The 22666-nt window shown below is 46.6% G+C and carries 15 protein-coding genes; 12 read left to right on the plus strand and 3 right to left on the minus strand.

Features of this window, described 5'->3' with window-relative positions; all coding sequences use genetic code 11:
* Positions 1-5: 5 nt before the first annotated feature.
* The 6 genes from K339_RS0119205 (at position 6) to K339_RS0119230 (ending at position 11945) form a co-directional block, all read left to right on the plus strand.
* Complete coding sequence (locus K339_RS0119205; protein ID WP_028525054.1) at positions 6-1088, plus strand: FecR family protein; 1083 nt, start codon at positions 6-8, stop codon at positions 1086-1088.
* A 235-nt stretch (positions 1089-1323) separates the two neighbouring features.
* Positions 1324-4752: a TonB-dependent receptor gene (locus tag K339_RS0119210; protein WP_028525055.1), complete on the plus strand. Its 3429-nt coding sequence runs from the start codon at positions 1324-1326 to the stop codon at positions 4750-4752.
* 34 nt (positions 4753-4786) lie between these two features.
* Positions 4787-6292: a RagB/SusD family nutrient uptake outer membrane protein gene (locus K339_RS0119215; protein WP_028525056.1), complete on the plus strand. Its 1506-nt coding sequence runs from the start codon at positions 4787-4789 to the stop codon at positions 6290-6292.
* Between the two features lie 295 nt (positions 6293-6587).
* Positions 6588-7487 carry a ThuA domain-containing protein gene (locus K339_RS0119220; RefSeq protein WP_084332264.1) on the plus strand — a complete coding sequence of 300 codons (900 nt, stop codon included), beginning with the start codon at positions 6588-6590 and terminating at the stop codon, positions 7485-7487.
* Positions 7488-7521: 34 nt separating this feature from the next.
* Positions 7522-10683, plus strand: a complete 3162-nt coding sequence (locus K339_RS0119225; protein WP_037301130.1) for a PVC-type heme-binding CxxCH protein — start codon at positions 7522-7524, stop codon at positions 10681-10683.
* 155 nt (positions 10684-10838) lie between these two features.
* Complete coding sequence (locus K339_RS0119230) at positions 10839-11945, plus strand: acyltransferase family protein (RefSeq protein WP_028525059.1); 1107 nt, start codon at positions 10839-10841, stop codon at positions 11943-11945.
* Between the two features lie 115 nt (positions 11946-12060).
* On the opposite strand, the gene K339_RS0119235 is transcribed toward K339_RS0119230, so the two are convergent.
* The 3 genes from K339_RS0119235 to K339_RS36115 are packed head-to-tail and all read right to left on the minus strand — an operon-like array spanning position 12061 to position 13569.
* A complete protein-coding gene (locus K339_RS0119235; protein WP_229598778.1) occupies positions 12061-12921 on the minus strand; it encodes an alpha/beta hydrolase in 861 nt (286 codons plus the stop codon).
* Positions 12922-12980: 59 nt separating this feature from the next.
* Positions 12981-13124 (minus strand): hypothetical protein, encoded by a 144-nt coding sequence (locus K339_RS37195; RefSeq protein WP_157607659.1) that lies wholly within the window; start codon positions 13122-13124, stop codon positions 12981-12983.
* A 1-nt stretch (position 13125) separates the two neighbouring features.
* Complete coding sequence (locus K339_RS36115) at positions 13126-13569, minus strand: DUF6934 family protein (RefSeq protein ID WP_051398119.1); 444 nt, start codon at positions 13567-13569, stop codon at positions 13126-13128.
* A 236-nt stretch (positions 13570-13805) separates the two neighbouring features.
* Between K339_RS36115 and K339_RS34195 the strand changes: the two genes are divergently transcribed.
* From K339_RS34195 to K339_RS0119275, 6 genes are all read left to right on the plus strand, one after another.
* Positions 13806-14459, plus strand: a complete 654-nt coding sequence (locus K339_RS34195; RefSeq protein ID WP_051398120.1) for an RNA polymerase sigma-70 factor — start codon at positions 13806-13808, stop codon at positions 14457-14459.
* A gap of 54 nt (positions 14460-14513) precedes the next feature.
* Positions 14514-15521, plus strand: a complete 1008-nt coding sequence (locus K339_RS0119255; RefSeq protein WP_028525061.1) for a FecR family protein — start codon at positions 14514-14516, stop codon at positions 15519-15521.
* Between the two features lie 123 nt (positions 15522-15644).
* Entirely contained in the window at positions 15645-19121 is a 3477-nt protein-coding gene (locus K339_RS0119260) for a SusC/RagA family TonB-linked outer membrane protein (RefSeq protein ID WP_028525062.1), read from the plus strand.
* Between the two features lie 21 nt (positions 19122-19142).
* Positions 19143-20579 carry a RagB/SusD family nutrient uptake outer membrane protein gene (locus tag K339_RS0119265; protein WP_051398136.1) on the plus strand — a complete coding sequence of 479 codons (1437 nt, stop codon included), beginning with the start codon at positions 19143-19145 and terminating at the stop codon, positions 20577-20579.
* A 57-nt stretch (positions 20580-20636) separates the two neighbouring features.
* A complete protein-coding gene (locus K339_RS0119270) occupies positions 20637-22316 on the plus strand; it encodes an FAD-dependent oxidoreductase (protein WP_028525064.1) in 1680 nt (559 codons plus the stop codon).
* The gene (locus tag K339_RS0119275; protein WP_028525065.1) at positions 22313-22666 is read left to right on the plus strand and encodes a hypothetical protein; all 354 of its coding nucleotides are present in this window, start codon (positions 22313-22315) and stop codon (positions 22664-22666) included. Before K339_RS0119270 ends, K339_RS0119275 begins: the two co-directional genes overlap by 4 nt.

Genomic DNA, 22666 nt, shown 5'->3' on the forward strand with positions numbered 1-22666 from the left:
AACCTATGGACTATTACCAATTTACAGCCGAAGAACTTGCCGCCGATGAGTATTTTCGGGCTTGGGTTTGTGCGCCTACGCCCGAGAGTGATGCTTTTTGGCAACAATTTTTACGAGATTTTCCCGAACGTTATTACCAACTAGAGGAAGCGCGCCGACTTATTTTGGGGCTTCAAGAATTACACGATTCAAACGCGGAAAGCGTAACTGCCGCCGTGATTTGGGAGCGAATAGAGCATACCATTGAGACGCTAGAAACAACGCCGAATGTACGGACGGCGTCGTGGTTTTGGCGCGTAGGAGGTTGGGCGGCGGCAGCAGTGGTTGTGTTGGCATTAGGCTATGCTTGGCAAAATGGCGGAATAATACCTACAGAAAAAACCGAGGTGGCCACCAAAGTGTTACCAGCATGGATGGAGGCCGTTAATTCATCGGATAAAATGATGCTGATTCAGCTCTCCGATGGCAGTCGGGTCGAGTTAGAAACCAACAGCCGTCTGAAGTATCCACGTCGTTTTCAGGACGATAAGCGTGAAGTACACTTAGAAGGAGGTGCTTTTTTTGACGTAGAAAAAAACCCTAAACGTCCCTTTTTAGTTTTTGCTAATGGATTGGTAACAAGGGTGCTGGGGACGAGTTTTCATATTGCTGCCTATCAAAAAGACCCTGACGTGACGGTAGCCGTAAAGTCGGGGAGGGTTTCGGTATATGCCGACCGCCGCGACCCTCGGCAAGACCCCGAAAGTAAAGGCATCGTGCTCACCCCCAACCAGAAAGCGGTATTTGTTCGCAGTGAGGCAACCATCCGAAAACTACTCGTAGAAACGCCTACGCTGCTGTTGCCTCCTGCCGAAATGGCTCGCTTTGTCTTTGATGCAGCACCCGCGCCTCTGGTGTTTGCAGCGCTAGAAAAAGCCTATGGCATTGAGGTGGTTTATGATGAAGACGTGTTGAAAAACTGCTTATTAACCATTAACCTCACCGATGAAAATCTTTTTGAGAAGCTGGAAGTGATTTGTAAAGTACTTGACGCAGACTATAAATTGATTGATGGCCAGGTGATTATTTATGGCAAAGGAGGGTGTTGATACCTGATTTGCTAAAGTGATATATTATTAAACCTTTCTACTTAACCCCTTAACCCCCATTTGCACTATGAAACAGTTCTGTTGTTCGTCCTGATGTAAAAAAAACACCAGCAGTGGTTGCAACACCGCTGGTGCCGTTAGCCTCCCCTTGTGATTTTGGTCGATCTGCAAGCGTCTCATGGAAGACGTGAGGGAGGAGTTTTTGCCTAATTCTTAACAAAAACATTCAAATCTAATGAAAACAAAGGTACGTTTCAAACCCCTCTTTTACCACCTTATGAAATTATCACTGATACAATGCCTGCTGGCGGTGATTTTTACGGGTGTGTCGTTGGCCAATGAAGTCAATGCCCAGGAAATTCTCAAGCAAAAAGTGTCGATACACGTTGAAAATCAGGGAGCAAGGCAAGCCCTAACGGTAATTGAAAAGCAGATTAAAATTCGTTTTGCTTACCGCCCAACTGCCCTTCCTGCCGACCGTAAAATCACGCTGATTGCTTCCAATGAGCCTCTTTCGGAGGTATTGGGAAAACTCACCCGCTCGCTTAGGCTACGTTATGAAATCATTGGGCAGCAGATTATTCTGACGCCCGAAAAAGAAGCCGCTCCAGTCCGTGCTTCATCAGGAGCGCTACCTCGCGAAGTAAATTTTCCTTTGGCGCGAAAAGTGGCGGGGATTGTCAATGACGAAGCTGGCACAGGATTGCCAGGCGTAAGCGTGGTCGTGAAAGGTACGACCCGTGGCACGACGACCAATGCTGATGGCCGTTTTGATGTGGAAGTTCCAAACGATAATGCCACGCTGGTATTTAGCTATTTGGGCTATGTTACCCAAGAAATAACGGTGGGAAACCAAGTCCAACTAACGGTCGCGCTCAAAGTAGATGCCAAATCGCTGGAAGAAGTCATTGTGGTAGGTTACGGCGTGCAGCGTAAATCAGATTTGACGGGTTCGGTCGGAACGGTCAAAGGAGAAGTGTTGCAAGAACGCCCCTCGGCATCACTAAACCAAGCCCTTTCGGGACGCATTACGGGGGTAAACGTATCGGTCAACTCGGGTCGTCCTGGAGGCCGTGCCAACATCCGTATTCGGGGAAATACCTCGGTGAGTGTAGCCAATAACCCGCTTTATGTGATTGACGGCGTGATTTTGAACGCCACTGACCTTGCCAACGGCAGTACCCCCATGGACTACATCAACGCCAATGACATTGCGTCGATTGAAGTGTTGAAAGACGCCTCAGCTACCGCGATTTACGGAGCGCGGGGTGCCAATGGGGTAATTTTGGTTTCGACCAAACGCGGAAGCAAAGACGGTGGGCGGGTCAACTATGATACCGATTTCAGCGTGGGCGTATTGCCCCGAAAAATTCCTTTATTGAACTCAGAAGAGTTTTTGCGAATAGAAGATGTTGCCTACGAAAATGCCAAAAAATACGATCCCGTAGGTTGGGCTGGGGGCAAGTACGTTGACCCCAAAACCAAACGCACGAACCCATTGCTTTTTGATGCAAACGGCAAACCATTGTACAATACGGACTGGCAAGACGAGTCGTTTCGGAAAGCATTGACCCAAAACCACCAATTGTCGTTTACGGGCGGAAACTCAAAAGATAATTTTGGGGTGTATTTGGGCTACCGCAACGAAGACGGTTTGATGACGGGCTCGTGGTTGAAGCGCTTTTCGGGGCGTTTTGTGGTGGATAGCCAAATTAAAAAATGGTTGAAAGTTGGCGGTGCGTTGAGCTACAACGATCAAAACGAAAGCCAAGTCGATCCACTCGGCGGGGGCGGAATTATCGCCATGCGTCAGGTGTTGGAGGCGTTGCCCATTATTCCCGTACGTTACCCCGACGGCCGCTGGGGTGGAAATGAAGATTACCCAGGCATGGAAGGCGGCGGGAACCCCGTCCACGTAGCGACTGAGCGTTTGTATTACCTCAAAACCCAAACCATGTTGGGCAATATTTATACCAACATTACTTTGGCCAAAGGTTTGGAACTACGCACAACGCTTGGTACAAATATCATCAATCAGCGCAACGATTATTACGGTGGTCGGACGTTGAACTACATTTCTCGTAACCAAGGTGGAGATGCTTACATCAACAACGAGCGTCACAATTCTTGGCAGTTTGAAAACTACCTGACCTACAATACTAAATTTAAGTCGATTCACTCAGTGAATGCCTTGTTGGGGTTGGCGTGGCAGCACGTTGATCGTTTCTCGTCGCAAGCAAGAGCCCAACGTTTTCAGGATGATTATTTTCAGTTCAATAATTTAGGGGCAGGGGCTGTTGCCGTGGCGCCGACTTCAAGTACAAGTGCTTATGGATTAAACTCTTACTTCGGCCGTATCAACTACAGTTTGAAAGAAAAATACCTGTTGACCTTCACGGGTCGTATTGATGGTTCGTCTAAGTTTGGTTCGTCCAATCGCTACGCAGTGTTTCCGTCGGCAGCGTTGGCGTGGCGGGTTATTGACGAAGATTTCATGAAAGGCATACCCGTTATTTCCAATCTAAAATTACGCACGAGCTACGGTTTGACGGGTAACTCCGAAATTACGGCCTACCAAGCCTTGGCGGGATTGGGCAACTACTCGGTGATTTTTAACAATGCCCGTCAAATCGGTATTGGCGTCAACCGTTTGGCCAACCCTGATTTACGTTGGGAAAAAACGGCTCAAGTGGATGCAGGTATCGAAGTCGGTTTGTTCAACAACCGCTTGAACCTCGAATTTGACGTCTATCGCAAGCTGACTTCCGACATGTTGTTGAGCGCGCCTGTGCCGTCAAGTAGTGGTTATACTACCGTGAGCCAAAACATTGGTAGCATGGAAAACCGTGGTATTGAATTGGGCATCAACTCGGTGAACGTGGCTACGCCTAATTTCAATTGGAGCACTGCCTTTAACATTTCTATCAACCGAAATAAAGTAATCGCCTTGACGGGCGGCGCCGACATCTTCAACGGTTCGACCGTCATTCGAGAAGGACAGCCTGTGGGGTCGTTCTTTGGATTTGTTCACCAAGGTACGTGGAGCTTGGCCGAGGAGTCAGAAGCTGCGCGTTACTTGAAAAAACCAGGGGACATCAAGTACCAAGATGTAAATCAAGACGGGGTTATCAACGACAACGACCGTGTGATTATTGGCAAGGGGATTCCTGATGGGTTTGGGACGTTGACCAACACGTTTTCGCACAAAAACCTAGAGTTGATGGTGGATTTACAGTTTATGTACGGCAACGACGTGTTGTTCCGTAGCAAGCACTCCGCCGAAGACCGCACAGGAATTGCCAACAGTTTCAAAACGGTATTGAACGCGTGGACACCTGAAAGGCAAAATACTAATATTGCCCAAACTCGCCCTGTTTCGGCAGGATATAACACCAACAACGACACCGACCGTGTGCAAGATGGCTCGTTCATTCGTGGACGTAACCTATTGTTGTCGTACCGCTTCCCGACCAAAATGATTGAGAAAATTCATTTGAACCGCTTGCGGGCGTTTGCATCGGTGCAGAATTTCTTCTTGCGTACCAAATTTGAAGGCTATGACCCAGAGGTTTCTACTTCAGGTTCGGCCTTTGACCAAGGCGTGGATTTGTACGCTTATCCAAAACCACGGGTATTTATGGTAGGCTTAAATATCGGTTTGTAATTGTTGTATCACTTTCATTAAAAAGAAATCAAGCATGAACGCGACAGTAAAATATATCAGCCGATGGTTAATTAGCGGAGCGCTATTGGTATCGGCAGGAAGTTGCTCGGAGTTTTTGGAAGAACCCGATCGCTCAAACTTTACCCTCGAAAACTATTTCACCAAGCCCGAACACGCCGAAAGTGTGGTCAACTCCATCTATGAAAACCTCCGCAACGTGCTAGGAGGAGGGTTCAACGGAGGGCCTTGGATGATGCTCGAATTTGCAACAGGCTTGGCCAATACCGAGTTAGGGCAAGCCCAAAACAGCATTTTTGTGCGCAATTTGGTCAACAACTCCGACAATGGCTACGGTGCTACCTACTGGACCAACCACTACCGTGGTATTGCCAATGCCAACTTGGCCATTGCCAAAATCCCTGGCATTACGATGAACGAGGCCGCCAAAAAGCGTTATTTGGGCGAGGCACGTTTCTTGCGGGCATTGTATTATTACGAATTGGTACGAATTTTTGGGGGTATTCCTTTAATCAAAGACCCTGTTGACCTCAAATCGCCCGATTTGTACGCGCCGCAAGCATCTGTAGAGGAAGTTTATAAGTTGATTGAAGCCGACCTCGTTGAAGCCGAGGCATCGGGATTGCCCAATGCCGATGCTACAGGACGCGCATCGATGGGCGCAGTGAAGTCGCTATTGTCGTCGGTGTACTTAACGATGGCGGGCTATCCACTCCAAAAAGGAGCTGAATATTACAAAAAAGCGGCAGATAAAGCCCAAGAGGTGGTTACGATGAAGAACTTTAGCTTGTTTCCTTCGTACGACGACTTACACAATCCTGCCAAAAAGAACGTAGGTGAAAATATCTTCATGGTCCAGTTTGTGGCTTTTGTATTGCCTTCCAACTGGCAAACGTCAATCATTCCGTACAACCAAGGGATTTCGGCTTATACCGACGAAACGGGCGCGATTTTTGCCAACAAAGAGTTTGTGGAGTCGTACGAAAAAGGAGACAAGCGTACGGCCGAGAAGCAGTTCTATTACTCATCGTTTTCGTTGCGCAGCGACCGCACCAAGACGCGTAATTTGGGAGGCTATTATTTGTACAAACATTTTGACAACACCGCCCAACTTTCGACCACTAGCAGCGACTTGAACTGGACGGTATTGCGCTACGCCGAGGTATTGTTGACATTGGCTGAGGCGTCAAATGAGGCAAATGGCCCAACGGCGGTGGCGTATGATGCGGTCAATGCCGTTCGTAAACGCGCCGAATTACCCGAATTGAAGGGCTTGAGCAAAGAAGAACTGAGAGAAGCCATTTGGCGGGAACGTTGGTACGAGTTGAGCTTTGAAAACAAAACGTGGTATGACATGGTGCGTTTGCGCAAAGCCTTCAACGTCACGACCAAGAAGTTTGAAAACTACGTGGGTCACAAGTTTTCTTACGGCCCAACGCTCAAAGACCGTGAGTTGCTATTCCCTATTCCTACTGCCGAAATTCGTAACAATAGCAAGTTGAAGCAAAATCCTGGCTACTAAGCGTCATTTGTTTTAAACACATAGGGCACAGTAGAATAGACACATAGAAAACCTAAGAAAAGGCTATATGTCTATTGTGAAAAATGCTATGTGAACTATGTGGTTAAAATAAGTTTGAAAAAATGATGTTACGAGTACTTAAAAGGGTGCATAAATAGATAGAAAGCTTGATTCATACCGTAGGCATCTTTTAATCAGAAGCCTACGGTATAAACTCCAATTTGGCTACTTTTTATACAAACACATCGTTTCCTTTTTTTTACTACCAACAAAGAAGCTTAATCAGTACATGCCGATGAACCAACCGACCCACCGTCGTCCGAAAGTCCGTACCCTTTGGAGTTTTGGCCTTATTTCTTTTCTCTCTCTTTTTATTGCTTGGGTGCTTCCGTCGCAGGGAGTATTGGCACAAAAAAAACCTTTGGTGGTTTTTGTCTGTGGTGACCACGAATACAGCGGCGAGCAAACGTTACCATTGATAGCCGCCGAGTTGGAAAAAAACTACGGCGTTCGTACCAAAATTCTCTCGTCCTATCCTGACCAAAACGCCGAAAAAAACATTCCAGGTTTGGAAGCGCTCCGCGAAGCTGACTTAGCTATATTTTTTCTCCGTTGGCGTCAACTCCCTCCTGAGCAACTGGCTTTTATTGATGAATATTTAAAATCTGGAAAGCCTGTGATGGGTTTCCGTACGTCCACCCACGCCTTTAATTTCCCCAAAGGTGATCCGTCCGAAGTCTGGAATGCCTTTGGCGAACGTGCTTTTGGGACGCCTCCAGGTTGGGGAAGAGCGGGGCATACGCACTACGGCCACAAAAGTACCACTGACGTAACCATCATTTCCGAAGCGGCCAAACACCCGATTTTGAGAGGAGTTCCTGCCTCGTTTCATGTGCCTTCTTGGTTGTATCGCGTCAAGCCCGATTATCCGCCACAAGGTTCTGTTTCGCTTTTGTTGGGAAAATCAGTCAATCCTGACAAAGCTGCTATTGACAATCCCGTAGCGTGGACGTGGAAAAACAAAGAAGGCGCAAAGGTGTTTTTCACAACCCTAGGTCACCCCGAAGATTTTCAAGAAGAAGGTGTTCAGCGTCTGACCGTCAATTCAATACTATGGTTATTGGATAAGCCTGTTCCCAAAAAATGGAAAGGAAAAATAGCCATTCAGGTACCTTACCGTGGTATTGTAAAATAGAAAAGAAAACCCTGTTACATAAATTCCTAAATCCATGAGAAGAAGCGTACAAGGATTGCTGATCGCTGCCAGTGCGGCGTTCATTGCCTTCAGTGCTTTTCAGCCAGAGTTAGCCACCCCACTGAAAATTGAAAAAGGAACGCACATTTCGTTAATCGGGGGAAACCTTGGTTCTCGAATGCTGAACTACGATTATTTCGAAACCGAAATGCAGCTCCGTTATCCCGACAGTCAACTGTACATTCGTAACATGTGCGACGGCGGCGATACGCCAGGTTTTCGGCCTCACTCAAGCCGAAACAACCCTTGGGCGTTTCCTGGGGCGGAAAAGTTTCAAACCGAATATGCCAATAAATCAGCCAGTGAAGGCTTTTTTGATGCGCCTGACCAGTGGTTGACGCGCCTCAAAACGGACGTCGTCGTGGGAATGTTTGGTTACAGCGAGTCGTTTCAAGGAGCGGCAGGGGTTGCCAACTTCAAAGCCGAGCTCGATGCGTTTATCAAACATACCCTCAGCCAAACCTACAACGGAAGTGCGGCACCACAGTTAGTGTTGGTCTCTCCGATTGCGTTTGAAGATTTGTCAAGTTTGTATGATTTGCCCAATGGCGTGAAAGAAAACGCCAATTTGCAATTATATACCAATGCCATTAAAGAGGTAGCAACGCGCAACAACCTTTTGTTTATTGACGCTTTTACTCCTTCCAAACAATGGTATGCCGAGTCGAAAGAACCATTGACCATCGACGGTTCGCAATTGACGGAAGATGGATATAAAAAGTTCGGGGTGTTTTTGGCCGATAAATTAGCAGGAAAAACGCCTGCCAAAGCTGAAAACAACCGTACGCTCGTTCATGCAGCAGTAGCGGAAAAAAACTGGATGTGGCACAACGACTTCAAGATTCCTAACGGGGTTCACGTCTATGGCCGTCGTTACAATCCTTTCGGTCCCGACAACTATCCTGCTGAAATAGAGAAGATTCGTCAAATGACGGCGATTCGCGATACGGCCGTTTGGTTGGCAGCGTCGAAGGGTACAAAGGTGGATATTGCCGCCGCTGATGCTAGAACTCGGGCACTCCCTACGGTAAAAACAAACTTTAATCCCGACAAAAACGGTAGCTTAACGTACCTCTACGGCGACGAGGCCGTAAGCAAATTGAAAGTGCCATCAGGGTACAAAATTGAGTTGTTTGCTTCTGAGAAAGAGTTCCCTGACTTGGCCAAGCCGATGCAGATGTCGTTTGATAACAAAGGGCGTTTGTGGGTGGCTGCGATGCCTAGCTATCCGCATTACAAGCCAGGAGATCCTAAACCAAATGATAAAATAATCATTCTCGAAGATACCAACGGCGATGGCAAGGCGGATAAAAGTACCGTTTTTGCGGATAACTTACACTTACCGCTTGGTTTTGAAATCGCCTCGGAAGGGGTGTATGTTTCGCAAGGGACTAATTTTAAGCTCTTGAAAGATACCAACGGCGATGGCAAAGCGGATAAAGAAGAAATATTGTTGAGTGGTTTTGATGACCACGATACCCACCACAATAGCCACGCCTATACTGTGGATCCTTCGGGTGCTATTTATTCAGGGGAAGGGGTGTTTTTGCATACCAATGTAGAAACATCGTACGGAACAGTACGAGGTACCAACGGTGGGTTTTACCGTTACAGTCCTCAATTGAAGAAATTAGAACGTACGGCACAGCTCTCAATTCCTAACCCTTGGGGGATTGTATTTGATGATTGGGGACAACCATTCTTTGCCGAAACGTCAAGCCCCGATGTGCGCTGGATGATGCCTGGTAGTGTATTGCCTCGTTATGGTCAGGCCACGCACAAGTCGGTACAACTTATCGAAGATAAACATCGGGTACGACCTACGTCTGGGTTAGAGTTTGTATCAAGCCGACATTTTCCTGATGAATTGCAAGGAGCGCTTTTGATCAACAATACCATCGGGTTTTTGGGAACGAAAGCGCATAGTATGGTTGATGACGGAACGGGTTATAAAAGTCAACATTTGGTTGATTTGATTGTAAGTGAAGACCGTAATTTCCGTCCAGTAGATATGGAGTTTGCGCCTGATGGCTCATTGTACGTGATTGACTGGCACAATATCCTCATTGGTCACATGCAGCACAACGCTCGTGACCCTCTCCGTGACCACATGCACGGACGGGTTTATCGCATTACGTATCCTTCACGCCCGTTGGTGACTCCTGCGAAAATTGACGGAGCTTCGGTAGAAACTTTGTTGGACAACCTCAAGCTCACCGAATACCGTACTCGCTACCGCACCCGCCGTGAGCTTCGTGGCCGTAATGCCGCTGAAGTGTTGCCCAAAATAACCAAATGGACTGCAAGCCTTGATAAAAACGACCCACGCTACGAACACCATTTGTTGGAAGCGTTGTGGGTAAGCTGGGGATTGGATAAAGTGGATCAAAAACTATTGCGCCAGTTGCTCAAAGCCAAAGATTACCACGTGCGTTCGGCGGCGGTTCAAGTAGTTCGCTACACAGGTCATCAAGTGCCCGACCAAGCCGCATTGCTTATGCAAGCTGCGAAAGATGAAAACAGTCGGGTGCGTTTAGTAGCCATCGTAGCCGCGTCTTGGGTTGGCAAAGAAAAAGGGTTACCAATTTTGGCCGAAGCTGCCAAGAAGCCATTGGACGATTGGATGGTGTATGCCCACGAAACGGCCGTAGCGCATTTGAAGGGAGAGAATGTGGCAGTGAAGAAAAAAGAAGCCGAAGTTGCAACTACCTTAAAAGGAGCAGAATTGGAATTGTTTAAGTTGGGTAAAACCATTTATAGCAAAGAAGGCTACTGCGCCACCTGCCACCAAGCCGACGGCAATGGATTGACGGCATCGGGCTTCCCGCCATTAGCTGGTACGAAGTGGGTACAGGGCAACGAAGAGCGCCTCATCAAAATTGCTCTCAAAGGACTCATGGGGCCGATAGAGGTAAACGGTAAACAATACCCAGGCCAAGTACCGATGACGCCGTTTGCAGGTTTGCTCAACGACAAAGAAGTAGCGGCCGTATTGACTTACGTTCGTAACTCCTTTGGCAACAAAGCCTCGGCCATCACACCCGAAAAAGTAAAAGAAGTAAGAGCCGCCACGGCTGGCAAAAGCGATATTTATACTTCAACAAAGCTCCTGAGCGAGCACCCGTTGGAGAAGTAAGCGGTACGGGTGTCCCGCCCATTTTAAAGAATAAAAATAACAAAAAGCGAGCAAGAAGCCCGTGCCACAGCAGTAAGTTTGTGGTACGGGCTTCTTGTTGACCAAGGGGTAATAATTTTACCCAACCAATTTTACTACTAAATGTGACATTATTAATGAGTTCTAACAACCTTGACATCAAACCACACTATCAGCTATTAGATGGGCTTCGAGGCGTAGCTGCTATTATTGTTGTGTTTTTTCACCTAACGGAACCACTGGCCACTAGCCATCTTGACAACGTGGTTAACCATGGCTATTTAGCCGTTGACTTTTTCTTCCTTTTGTCAGGTTTTGTGATTGGATACGCCTACGACGATAGATGGAATAGGTTGACATTCAGTGGCTTTCTTCGGCGTCGGTTTGAGCGCCTGCAGCCACTCGTTATATTAGGCATGACCCTCGGCGGTATCGGCTTTTACTTTACCGACTCACCTATCTGGCCACTCATTCATACCGTTCCTGTTTGGAAGTTAATAGTGGTTATGCTGATAGGATACACGCTTATCCCCATCCCACTGTCTATGGATATACGCGGTTGGCAAGAAATGCACCCGCTCAACAGTGTGGGGTGGTCACTGTTTTTTGAGTACATCGCCAATATTCTCTACGCCTTAGGCATAAGAAAACTATCCAATAAAGCGCTGGCTGGTTTTGTGGTACTGGCAGGGGGCATACTTGTGCATTTAGCACTAACTAGCCCCAACGGAGACGTAACGGGTGGCTGGACCCTAAATACAGAACACATGCGTATTGGGATAACGCGTACTTTATTTCCTTTTTTTGCGGGGTTGCTTTTGTCGCGGGTTACAAAGCCTACCACCATTAAAAATGCGTTTTTTTGGTGCAGTCTGCTGGTTGCCCTTGTGTTGTTTATGCCAAGAATAGGCGGGGCAAAGCATCTTTGGATGAATGGCTTGTACGAAGCGTTTTGCATTATCATCGTCTTCCCCCTAATCGTGTATATTGGTGCCAGTGGTGTAGTACATAGCCAAAAAGAAGCGAAAATTTGCAAGTTTTTGGGCGAGCTTTCGTATCCTTTGTACATGACACATTATGTGCTTTTGTATTTCTATGTGGCATGGGTGAGCAAGCACAAAGGTATTACATTGGCGCAAGTATGGCCCTACGCGCTACTCACATTTTCAGGTGCTATTGTGTTGGCGTATGTAAGTTTAAAATGGTACGACGAGCCGATACGAGCATGGCTGCGCAAGAAGTAGGGGTCTTATAATCCCTCTTTCTTTGAAAACGCACTTATTTTATCCATAAATTAACTTATTGGTTGAATATAGGTCAGATGACAGTATTGTCTCGGTCAGACGATAGTCAGACCGACTACAATACTCCCTTCAAAAACCCCGCCATCTTATTCATCAATTCTTTTTTTGCATACTCAGGGCTAGAGTGGCCTGCGTTGGGAATAAACTCAATCTGAACGGGTCGGTTTTTGCTTTTATAGACGCTCATTAGTTCAATAGACTGATTGATAGGTACTTGAATGTCTTGTTCGCCATGTACAATAAAAAGAGGAGGAGCATCGGCGGTCACCTGATGTACGGGGCTAGCGAGTTTGGCTAGGTCAGGCACTTGCTCAACGGGTTTGCCCAATAAAATAGCCAAGGCAGGCAAGCGCACATTCAAGCCGTGCGGCGTGGACTGATTTAGAATCGTTAGGAAGTTGGTCGGGCCAAAAAAATCAATGCACGCTTGTACCGAAGAGGAAGTGGAGGTGTATTTTCCAAGCGTACCTTCGAGTGTCGGATGGTTGTTGGTGGTAGCGACTAATGCCGCCAAATGTCCCCCCGAAGAGGCACCCCAAATGATTATTTTATCGGCTCGGTAGCCGTAGGTAGCGGCATTGGCCCTCAAAAAACGAATTGCGGCTTTGATGTCATGTACGGGCGTAGGGAAAGCCTTGTCGGTACTCGCCCGAAAATCAACACTTGCCAGTGCATAACCGTGCTCCAACATCCCCAAAGGCGGATTTTCTTTACTTCCCGAATGCCATGCCCCGCCATGAATCCAAACAATTAGGTAGGGAGAAGTATGCTGCTTGAGTTTATAAATATCCAGTTGGAGCTTTTTACCGTCGGCTTCGGCATAGACAATATCTTTGACAACAAGCGTGTCTTTCTGAGCCTGTGCCCCAAACGTAAGAAGGCAAACCCAAAGCGTTAAAAAAGATTTTTTCATCATTTGGAGCATTGGGGCTGCCATATACTCAAACATAAAGGAATCGATTGCGTTCAACTGTCTTATTTGGATATTTTAGCCCTTGCTTTTTTAATGGTCTCTTGAAGCTGGTTCATATCTAGTTTTTTTAATAACTCATTGGCTATTAGTACTTTGTTTTCTACAACGTTATAGCTTTGTTTTGGATATTCTTGTTTGGTTTTCATGTTAGAGAACGTTTAAAATCAAAAAATAATCATATTGTTGATTAGCCTGAAAAGGCTCTGGTTGTATGTCATTAAATCCACCCAAAACTACAAATCTCTTTTGAATTTCACTGAGTTCCCGACTGATTATCAAACGGTATAAGCGTTGTCTGCGTTCATCGCTACCACGAAAATGTACAATAGCAGTGGTATATTGATTTAAGAAACTATCTATAATTCTTATGACAGTTGCTAAAACAGTTCTCATGTCTTTGTTTCGTGTTTCGGTTATATCCGACATATTTCCATTTTCCAAAATATCTACCAAAGCCAAATTATAAATATTGGGCGTATCTAGAGCAGTAAAAATCACTTGTTTTCTTACATGTTTTTCATTGCTTACACTCCAAAAATCATATTTTATTTCGGTCGAAGGGTGTTCATAGGGGTAATAAGGCTCGTCCATCAAACAATCTAAAGTTTTGTTATACTACTTATCAAAAATATAAAGTTTTTGCTGGATTTGCTAAAAACAAGTTTCTGGACTCTTCTGCATTTTTCTTCTGTCAATAGTTGCCGAAGCAGCAGCGCTACCATCGGCATATTAATTCCAAAATTTCTGAAATGAACTAAGGGGAGTTTTTGGAAAACTTGTCTCTGTTATATAAAGTGTCTAAGAAATTTTTATCCAAAACCTATAAGATGCAATCGACCTTACTGGATAGTGCAGGTGATGAAGCACCGAAACCAAATGTGTATTCATTGCTGAACGAAGGGGCTACCAACGAGGAATTGGCGAGCGAAAAACGGGAATGGAATGACAACGAGCTATTTATTCGGCAGGCTTTTCTTGAAAACCCTTCCAAAGGCTGCGCGTTGTTGTTTCGCCGTTATCACAAAATGCTCTGTAGCCATGCCGTGCGATTTGTGTATTCCAAAGACATCGCCGAAGACTTGGTGAGTGATGTGTTTTGTCGGTTTTGGAAAACCAAAGCCTACGAAACCGTCACGAGCTCGTATCGTCTTTATTTGTTCAGAAGTGTACGAAATGAGGCACTTAACTACTTACGTTGGGAATTCAAAGAAACCGAGAATATCGAGTTGGCAGAATACCGTGAATCGCCCCGTAGCCAACAACCCGACCACGCCACCCAGTACGAAGAAGTTGTTAAAAAGGTGGAAGACCTGGTCAATACCTTACCGCCACAATGCCAAAAGGTATTTTTAATGAGCCGTTTTGAAGGAAAAAAATACCAAGAAATAGCCGACGAAATGGCCATTTCCCTCAAAACCGTCGAAGCACATTTAGGAAAGGCGCTGAGTATCATGCGAAATGGACTCAAAAATCACCTGTAACTAAGGGGAGTTGGCCTATTTCTTATCTAAATAGTAACACACTATCTGAAACAAATGAAACGAGACATAAGCAAGGAGTTGATATTTAGCCATTTTGCCCATAAATCTTCGCCTTTACAGCGAAAAATGATTGACGAATGGCTGCAAACCGAAGCCAATGAAGAGCAATATTTCGCATGGCTTGAGGAGTGGGAAAATACCCATCCACAGTACTTGCCCAAAAGCGAGGCGGCCTTGGAAAATTACGAGGCGTTTTTGGAGGCCAATCCGCATTCCCAATTACCAACAGAAATGCCCGCGTCCGAATCCGTGGTTTCCTCAAACCGTCGCTATTGGTTTCGTTGGTTAGCGGCGGCGTCGGTTGTGTTGGTGCTGGGCGGTGTGGGATGGTTGTTCCGTAGCAGTTTACTGTATCAAACTTACCAAACTGCCTTTGGCGAAACCAAGTCGGTGCGGTTGCCAGATGGCAGTAAAGTGACGCTCAATGCCAATTCGTTGCTACGGCTCCCGCGTTTTGGTTTTGGGACAAAAAATCGGGAAGTATTCTTGAAAGGAGAAGCGAGCTTTTCGGTGACGCATACCCCCGACCATCAAAAGTTTGTGGTAAAAACCAATAAGCAATTTGAAGTGGTGGTTTTGGGAACGGAGTTTTCGGTATATGCCCGTCAGCGGATTTCTAAAGTGGTATTGAGCAAAGGAAAAGTGCAGGTACGCTATCAACAAGGCCATACCCAAAAACAAATTGTGCTCACACCTGGCGATTTGGTCACGCTCGACCGCGAGAATAACATGGATAAAAAGGCCGTGTCGCATCCCCAAAACTACGCAGCATGGGAGCAAAAACGATTTGTGTTTGAAGAAACGAGCTTGCAGGACGTCGCCTATCTGCTGCAAGAAAACTACGGATTGGAGGTCGAAATCAAAGACAAAGAGTTGTCCGAGCGGGTCATTATGGGGTCGTTTCGGGCAGAGAACGTTGACCAACTTTTACAATCCATTTCGGAGCTTTTGGATATTAGCGTAGTGAGGCAAGGAAATAGAGTTCAACTGTCTGATAAATAAGTGAAATAGCAGACTTTCCAAGTTTAAAAATCTATTGATTATCAAAGAGATGAGCTTGAAACTTGGAAAGTCTATAGTGGTGTAACTGTTTAATTAACTAAGCGAATTTAACTTATCGAGAATATGAAAAAACGATTATCTAACCCTTCTAAATTTGGGCTTCTCCTCACGGTGATTTTACTGGGAAATCAGTTGGGACGAACGCAGACGTTTGCCAAAGCCCAAACGGTTATCAAAAAAAACAACGATAGCGCTCGCACGGCTGCGCCGCGCCCGCTCAAAGAGGCGCTCAGTGAGCTGATGAAAACGTACCAAGTAGAGATTATGTTTGAGCGCGATGCGGTCGAAGGCTTGGTCGTTCAAACGGCTCCTGTCAATCAAAATGTTAAGCTTGAGAAGAACTTAGACAACCTGCTACGACCGTTGGGGTTGAAGTACAAAAAAGTAAACAGTAATTCTTACTTGATTATTGGCGAGCGTAAAAAGCCTTCTAAATCGTCGAGTGGGGTTTCGGAGCGATTTCCTGAGGGCGTGTTGCCTGGGCAAGAAGTAGCAGAAAGGGATGCCACGACCGAAGTACTGACGCCGTTTGAGACAAGGGCGGCGGTCGAGCAAGTACTCAAAGGTAAAGTCACCGATGCTGAGAAAGGTGATGGACTGCCAGGGGTAAGTGTTTTGATAAGAGGAACGAATAAAGGCACAACCACCAATGCGAATGGGGAGTATTCACTCCAAATTCCTGACAATGGTGCTGTGTTGGTGTTTAGTTTTGTTGGGTATGAGCCGCAAAAAATGGCCATTGGTAACCAAACTCAGTTGAACATAGCTTTGAAAGCCGACATCAAGGCGCTGAACGAAGTAGTGGTAGTTGGTTATGGGCAGGTGAAAAAGAGTGATTTGACGGGTTCGGTAGCGACGGTGGCGGTTGAAGAAATCAAAAAAGTAGCGGTTACTTCGCTCGACCAAGCCTTGCAAGGACGGGCCGCAGGGGTGCAAATTACCCAAAACTCAGGTGCGCCAGGGGGGGCTACGACCATCCGAATTCGCGGAGGAAACTCCATTCAGGGCGATAATGAACCCTTGTACGTTATTGATGGGATTCCGTTCAAAAACGATGGCGCGGGTAGCGGCTCTAGTTTCAACGTCTTGAGCACGCTCAACCCCAGCGATATAGAGTCGATGTCGGTTTTGAAAGATGCCTCTTCAACGGCGATTTATGGGTCGCGCGGAGCCAATGGCGTCGTGATTATTACTACCAAACGAGGCAAAGCAGGCAAATCCACCATCAACCTCGAAAGCTATTATGGTGTGCAGGAAGTCCGTAAGAAGTATGGCGTATTGAACGGCCGTGAATATGCCCAGTTTGTCAATGATGCCAATACCAACGAAGGACGCGCCGCCGTTTATACCCCAGATCAAGCGAACGCTTTTGGCGAAGGCACCGACTGGCAAAATGAGATTTTTAGATCGGCACCGATTTCCAACTACCAGCTTTCGATGAGCGGGGGAGACGAACGAACCCAATACGCACTTTCGGGCGGGTATTTCAAACAAAACGGTATTGTCGCCAACTCCGATTTTGACCGTTATTCACTCCGACTTAACCTCGACCGAAAACTTACCGATCGCCTCAAAGTAGGAAACAGCCTAACCGTTAACCGTACTGTAACCAACCAATCGCGTACGGACGGCGACTTAGGAAGCGCAGGTTTGGTGACGATTGCGGCTTTGCAGTTTCCGCCAATCTTGCCCGTATATAACCCAGACGGAACCTACCTTATCACCAGCCCAGCCTTATCTTTTACGGCCGATAACCCCGCCGCGTTGGCCAGAGAGAGCAAAAACCGTAACACAGCGCTGCGTACGTTCGGGAATGTGTTTGGGGAATACCAAATCATGGAAGGGCTGAGTTTAAAAGTGTTGTTGGGGGCAGATGCCATCATCCAGAAGCAAGACTCGTACCTGCCGCGTAGCGTAGGGAGTGGCTTGGCACAGGGTGGTGCGGCTTCCATTTTCAATGGACAATCCGTTACGTGGCTGAACGAAAATTTATTGACCTATACCAAATCATTCGGGGTTCATAACCTCAGCGCATTAATTGGTTATACCCAACAAGCCAACCGTACCGAAAACAACACGGCGGCCTCTCGCAATTTTGTGAACGATAACCTAAACTCGGGTAATTTGGGTGCAGGTTCGGTGCCGTTGGTGCCTTCGTCGGGCATTGGTACGTGGGGTTTGCAGTCGTATTTGGCGCGAATCAATTATGGATACAAAGATAAATATCTCTTTACGGCGTCGTTTCGGGCCGATGGTTCATCGCGCTTTGGAGCTAATAACCGATACGGCTATTTTCCTTCGGCCGCGTTGGCATGGCGTGTTTCAGAAGAAGATTTCCTGAAAAATGCGCGCGTAATCAGTGATTTGAAACTGCGGGCTACTTACGGTTCTACTGGAAACCAAGACGGTATTGGCAATTATCCAGCGTATTCGTTGTTAGGAACGCAAAATTATATTTTCGGTAATGCTGTTTCAACGGGCATTGGGCCTTCCCAAATCGCCAACCCCGATTTGTCGTGGGAAACGACGACCCAAGCGGATTTGGGTATTGACGTTGGTTTCTTCAACAACCGAATCACCTTTGTGGCCGATTTGTACCTCAAACGCACCAAAGATTTATTGCTTAACGTAACGATTCCGAGTACGTCGGGTTATTCGAGTGCCATTAAAAATTTGGGAAAAGTAGAGAATAAAGGGATAGAGTTCAGCATTTCGTCGCGCAATATTGATGGCGCTTTTAAATGGAATACTGACCTTAATTTTGCTTCTAATCGCAATACTGTTTTAGACATTGGTGGTGCTCCCCAGATTTTTGCAGGACAGGTAGCGAACATTGCCCAAAACGTTAATTCTGGCATTATTCGGGTGGGCGAACCGCTGGGGTCGTTTTATGGATACGTTACCAATGGGCTGTATCAAAAGACAGACGAATTGACGGCACTAAGCGATCCACAAGCTAGAAAACCAGGCGACCGTAAATACGCCGATTTGAATGGTGACAAGAAAATTGATGACAATGACCGAACCATTATTGGCCGTGCTCAACCCAAGTTTTTGGGAGGTATCAGCAATTCGTTTTCTTACAAAGGCTTTGAGTTGACGCTGTTTTTGCAAGGAGTATCTGGGAGTAACATTCTGAATGCCAATCGGTTTGAGTTAGAATATTTGAGCGGAGTCAACAACCAGAATCGGGATATGTTGAACCGTTGGACTCCTACCAACACCAACACCGATATTCCGAGGGCTTCAACCACACGGCCTGCCAACCGTATTTCGTCGCGTCAAATCGAAGATGGCTCTTATTTACGGTTGAAAAATGCCCAGTTAGCCTATAATCTGCCCGCATCAGTTACCAAAGCCCTTAAAATACAGTCGTTTCGGGTATATGTGACTGCTCAAAATTATTTGACTTGGACCAAGTACTCAGGCTATGACCCCGAGGTGAATCGCTTCGGACAAGATAGTCGTAGTCAAGGGTTTGATTACAGTAGCTACCCTGCCGCCAAGACGTTATTACTGGGCCTTAATGTCGGTTTTTAATTCATTAAACTCATGAACAAAATGAACGCAAAACATATACTTACGGGCCTTTGCCTGACATTTGCTTTGGCTGCCTGCGATGTGTTAGACCAAACGCCAGAGTCGAATTTTACCCCTGAAAATTTTTACCGAAATGCCGATGACGCCAAAGCCGCCGTTAGTTCGGTGTATGACTTGATGAATACGGCCGAGATGTACAACCAAATCGTGTGGATTTTGCAAGACCAAGCGACCGACGATTCTGAGTGGGGCGGCGGACGCTCAACGGCCAACCAAGCCAAAAACGATTTGGATAAATATACCTTTACGCCTGCCACGAGCACGTTTCAATCGCTCTGGACGACTACCTACCGTGCCATCAATCGGGCTAATACGGTCATAACTCGTGTACCGACGGTGGCGATGGACAGTGACTTGAAAAATCGTATGGTGGCCGAAGCGAAGTTTATGCGTGGGTTTTACTATTTCAATTTGGTACGTCTGTTTGGAGGAGTGCCGCTAGTGACCAAAGAAACCACGTCGCTCAATGATTTGGCAATAGCACGTGCGTCGGTCGATGAGGTATATCAGCAAATTATCCAAGATTTTACGGAAGCAGAGGCTATTTTGCCAGTTACCTACGCAGCGGGCGACCGTGGTCGTGCGACCAAGGGAGCAGCAAAAGCGTTTTTGGCCAAAGTCTATTTGACCCGTCAAGAATGGCCCAAGGCATCGGCCAAGGCCAAAGAAGTGATGGACATGGGTGTCTATGACCTTTGGGCCAACTACGTCGACGTGTTTGCGATTGCCAACAAAAACGGGAAAGAGGCTGTTTTTGAGGTTCAAGCCCTGGGTGGTGGAGTCGGAGAGGGTAGCTTTATGCAGGGTTATATGCGTCCGAATTTTGACCGTGTCAATGGAGTTTCAGGGTTTGGAGATGATCCCGTGACGGAGAATTTGTACCGTGCCTACCGTGCTGACGATAAACGCCGTAACATTAATTTGAGACTTTATACGTCCACAGGAACTCCAGCGGCTCCTGCGAGTGTGGCGTTTCCGTGTTATGTGTATAAATATTTAGACCCCACCGCTACCGCCAATGGAGAAGGAAGCAATAATTTCCCTGTGTTGCGGTATGCCGATGTGGTTTTGATGTATGCTGAAGCCCTCAACGAACAAGCAGCAGCTTCAACCGAAGCGTATGCCAACGTCAATCGGATTCGTAGCCGCGCAGGGCTTCCCAATTTGACTCCCAATCTCACTCAGGCCCAATTCAGAGACAGTTTACTGTTGGAAAGACGCCTAGAGCTGGCATTTGAAGGGCATCGGTGGTTTGATTTAAGCAGAAGAAAAAAGCTCATTGATGCCATGAAAATCCAGAATCCAACCATCAAGGTGGAAGAGCGGCACTATTTATATCCGATTCCGCAAACAGAGAGAGATGTCAATCCTAAACTGGACCAAAATCCTGGTTATTAGCCTTCTGAACATTAAAACAGCGAGTTATTTTCCTTTTGCTGATTAAAGACCCTCATCATGAAAAGATACAGTATTGTTATTATCCTGATTTCGTTTTGCTTTTTTCTCCCAAGCTACACCTTTGTAAAAACAAAACCCACCAAAACCTACCAAGCCGATGTCATCATTTACGGCGGGACGTCTTCGGCGGTTACGGCGGCGGTTCAGGTGGTAAAAATGGGTAAAACCGCGATTATTGTTTCACCCGACAAACACCTCGGCGGGTTATCTTCGGGTGGGTTGGGATTTACCGATACGGGCAATAAACAGGTGATTGGTGGACTATCGCGGGAGTTTTATCATCGTTTGTATGAGCACTACCAAAAGTCCGACTCGTGGCAATGGCAAAAAAAGGAAGAGTACGGCAACAAAGGCCAAGGAACGCCCGCGTTGGATGGTGCCAACCGCACCATGTGGATTTTTGAACCCCACGCTGCTGAACAAGTTTTTGAAGACTTTGTCAAAGAAAACAAATTGGTGATTTATCGCAACGAATGGCTCGACCGCTCGGCCAAGGGGGTGACTAAAAAGGCGGGAAAAATCACTTCGTTTCGGACTTTGAGCGGCAATGTTTACGAGGGGAAAATGTTTATTGACGCCACCTACGAAGGCGATTTGATGGCGGCTGCGGGCGTGAGTTACCACGTGGGGCGCGAGGCCAACAGCGTGTATGGTGAAAAATGGAACGGGGTACAGGTCGGAGTTTTCCAACACGGCCATTATTTCAAAAAACCAGTAAGTCCGTACAAAGTTGAGAACGACCCTAAAAGCGGACTCTTGCCCGAAATCTCCGCCGAACAACCAGGCGAAAATGGGTCGGGTGATAAGAAACTACAAGCGTATTGTTTCCGAATGTGTTTGAGCAACCACCCCGACAACCGCGTGTTTTTTACGAAACCCGAAGGCTATAATCCCGACCGCTACGAGTTGGTAGCGAGGGTGTTTGCAACGGGTTGGCGCGAGACGTTCGATAAGTACGACCCCATTCCGAACCGTAAAACGGATACCAACAACCATGGGCCTTTTAGTACTGACTACATTGGCAAAAACTACGACTATCCTGAAGCCAGCTATGAGCGCCGCAAGGCCATCATCAAAGACCATGAGTTGTACCAAAAAGGCTTGATGTACTTTTTGCAAAATGACCCTCGCGTTCCTGCCGACGTGCAAGACAAAATGAAACAATGGGGTTTGCCTAAAGATGAATTTAAAGACAACGGCGGCTGGCCGCATCAATTGTATATCCGCGAAGCACGCCGCATGAAAGGCGTTTTTGTGATGACCGAAGCCGATGCTTTGGGAAAAACCAACGTTCCGCAACCCATCGGAATGGGGTCGTATTCGCTTGATTCTCACAATGCCCAGCGTTTTGTTACAAAAGAGGGGTACGTTCAGAACGAAGGAGACATCGGCGTTCATCCCGATAAGCCGTATTCGATTGCCTACGGAGCCATTTTACCCAAGGAAACCGAATGTGCTAACCTCTTAGTCCCCGTGTGTGTGTCAAGCTCGCACATTGCGTATGGTTCTATCCGCATGGAGCCAGTATTTATGATATTGGGTCAGTCGGCCGCCGCTGCGGCAGTATTGGCCATCGAAAACAATGTTTCCCCCCAAAAACTACCGTATGAGAAGCTTCGTCAAATACTTGAGAAGGAAAACCAGCGTTTAGATTGGGAAACAAGTCAAGGGAAATGAAAAGTAAAAACGTGCGATGGGGACTGGGAATCTTCGTTTTTATTATTCTCGCTAATACCCATACGGGTAGCTGGATACTAGGAATGATGACATGGACAGATACTTTTATGGGTAGGCCTCGTCAGTATTTGTTTGTCACGGAAGACTATCGTTTTCATGTTTATTTACAGGATGATTTGAGCCGTGTCAAAGCATCTTTTGACGAATATCAAAAAACGCAGCACCAAAAGGTAGTGCTTTACAGGACATTTGCTAAAAATCCACTTTATTTTTGGAAGTGGCGCAGCTATCTCTGGGATGAGAAGTATGAATATCCTTACAAAGAACTACCTCTTGGGGTGCGGTTTTAG

It is taken from the genome of Runella limosa DSM 17973, from assembly GCF_000482465.1.
GTDB classification, from domain to species: domain Bacteria; phylum Bacteroidota; class Bacteroidia; order Cytophagales; family Spirosomataceae; genus Runella; species Runella limosa.

What these genes read in the sequence shown, in the direction of transcription:
- K339_RS0119205 (WP_028525054.1), top strand. Translation starts at nt 6, where the DNA reads ATGGACTATTACCAATTTACAGCCGAAGAACTTGCCGCCGATGAGTAT.
- K339_RS0119210 (WP_028525055.1), top strand. Translation starts at nt 1,324, where the DNA reads ATGAAAACAAAGGTACGTTTCAAACCCCTCTTTTACCACCTTATGAAA.
- K339_RS0119215 (WP_028525056.1), top strand. Translation starts at nt 4,787, where the DNA reads ATGAACGCGACAGTAAAATATATCAGCCGATGGTTAATTAGCGGAGCG.
- K339_RS0119220 (WP_084332264.1), top strand. Translation starts at nt 6,588, where the DNA reads ATGAACCAACCGACCCACCGTCGTCCGAAAGTCCGTACCCTTTGGAGT.
- K339_RS0119225 (WP_037301130.1), top strand. Translation starts at nt 7,522, where the DNA reads ATGAGAAGAAGCGTACAAGGATTGCTGATCGCTGCCAGTGCGGCGTTC.
- K339_RS0119230 (WP_028525059.1), top strand. Translation starts at nt 10,839, where the DNA reads ATGAGTTCTAACAACCTTGACATCAAACCACACTATCAGCTATTAGAT.
- K339_RS0119235 (WP_229598778.1), bottom strand. Translation starts at nt 12,921, where the DNA reads ATGATGAAAAAATCTTTTTTAACGCTTTGGGTTTGCCTTCTTACGTTT.
- K339_RS37195 (WP_157607659.1), bottom strand. Translation starts at nt 13,124, where the DNA reads ATGAAAACCAAACAAGAATATCCAAAACAAAGCTATAACGTTGTAGAA.
- K339_RS36115 (WP_051398119.1), bottom strand. Translation starts at nt 13,569, where the DNA reads ATGGACGAGCCTTATTACCCCTATGAACACCCTTCGACCGAAATAAAA.
- K339_RS34195 (WP_051398120.1), top strand. Translation starts at nt 13,806, where the DNA reads ATGCAATCGACCTTACTGGATAGTGCAGGTGATGAAGCACCGAAACCA.
- K339_RS0119255 (WP_028525061.1), top strand. Translation starts at nt 14,514, where the DNA reads ATGAAACGAGACATAAGCAAGGAGTTGATATTTAGCCATTTTGCCCAT.
- K339_RS0119260 (WP_028525062.1), top strand. Translation starts at nt 15,645, where the DNA reads ATGAAAAAACGATTATCTAACCCTTCTAAATTTGGGCTTCTCCTCACG.
- K339_RS0119265 (WP_051398136.1), top strand. Translation starts at nt 19,143, where the DNA reads ATGAACGCAAAACATATACTTACGGGCCTTTGCCTGACATTTGCTTTG.
- K339_RS0119270 (WP_028525064.1), top strand. Translation starts at nt 20,637, where the DNA reads ATGAAAAGATACAGTATTGTTATTATCCTGATTTCGTTTTGCTTTTTT.
- K339_RS0119275 (WP_028525065.1), top strand. Translation starts at nt 22,313, where the DNA reads ATGAAAAGTAAAAACGTGCGATGGGGACTGGGAATCTTCGTTTTTATT.